Annotated in this window: 1 protein-coding gene; it reads right to left on the reverse strand. The window is 68.5% G+C overall.

Annotation, left to right across the window (positions count from 1 at the left end; translation table 11 throughout):
• Window positions 1-1,295: HNH endonuclease signature motif containing protein (locus tag A5707_RS13360; RefSeq protein ID WP_065014949.1), on the reverse strand; the 1,295-nt coding region annotated here is incomplete at both ends.

Genomic DNA, 1,295 nt, shown 5'->3' on the forward strand with positions numbered 1-1,295 from the left:
GCGCGGGTCCGTTTCCGCTGGGGCATCATTGCGCCGCGATCGCCGCACCGATCGGTGCGGGTGGATGTCGGCTGGGGCAGCTCGCCGGTGGGCACGCATAAGCTGGGGAACAGCAGGGCGCTGCCGGGAGTCGTCACATAGGTCTGCCCGGCCGGTGAGGTCCAAATGACGGTGCCGTCGGGGAGCTGTTTGTCGCGCCAGCCCCAGAAGGTTTTCAGCAGATGATGCCGTCTACACAGGCATTTGAGGTTCGACGCGTGGGTCTGACCACCGTCACCGTAGGGAATCGTGTGGTCGAGGTCGCAGGCCACCGCCGGCCGGTCACAGCCGGGGAATCGACAGGTCAAATCGCGGCAGCGGACAAAGTCGGCCAGTGCGCGCGAGGGCGTATAGCCCCGCTCGGCGGGGGCATCGGCGGGATGAATCACCGGCCGCAGCCTGGCCGAGCTGGCAAGCTCGGCGATCAACTCGGCGGGAATGAGCTCCCCGGCCCCGATCATCGCTCCCGGCGTTGAAGCCGCGCCGTCGAGGGTGGCCTGCTCGGCAATCACGTGCACCACCACCGGCCCGGGCACCGGCGTTGCGCCGGCAGGGCAATCCGGCAGCCCGCAGCGACACTGCAGACGCTCAGCCCCGGCCGCCAACGCCCCCATGGCATCGGCGCGGCGCTGCTTGCGGGTCCGCGGATCGCGGGCACACACCGTGTCGGCCAACGCATCTAGGCGGGCATCCACCGCGTGGGCATCGGTGGTGACCAATCGGCCATACACCTCGCACAGCCCATTGCCGCCGTCCCAAATGCACAACTCCCGATTGGCCTGCGCCTGGCGGCGTTGGCGCACCGCGTCGCGATCAGCGCGGGCCACAATCCGGTCGACGTAGGCGGCCAGCCGACTCTGCGACAGCCCCGGCCAGCGCGAAACCCGCGCTGCCAGACGGGCATCGATCCCAGCCAACACCTCGGGGTCGGTGACCAACTCGGTGCGATAGACCATCGTCTGAAACATCCAATAGGTGATATCGCCGGCACACAGCAGCGCACCTACCCGCGGCAACCGGGAACGCATGACCCGCGCGTAGTACAGATAGCTGGTTGCCAGCGCCGGGGTGACGCCCAACGCTGCGGCCACCTCGGCGCTGATCTCCTCCTGGGTATCGGTCATCCAGGTCTCCCGCTCACCGACTTCGCGCAACCGCAGCCCATCCAACTCGCCGATCGCTGCCAGCCGCTGACCGGCCGCTTGGTTTTCGGCCCGCGACGCCGCCACCATGCATTCCAGCAGGTCAGCACCTTC

The sequence above is a fragment of the Mycobacterium kyorinense genome, assembly GCF_001672775.1.
Classification (GTDB): Bacteria; Actinomycetota; Actinomycetes; order Mycobacteriales; family Mycobacteriaceae; genus Mycobacterium; species Mycobacterium kyorinense_A.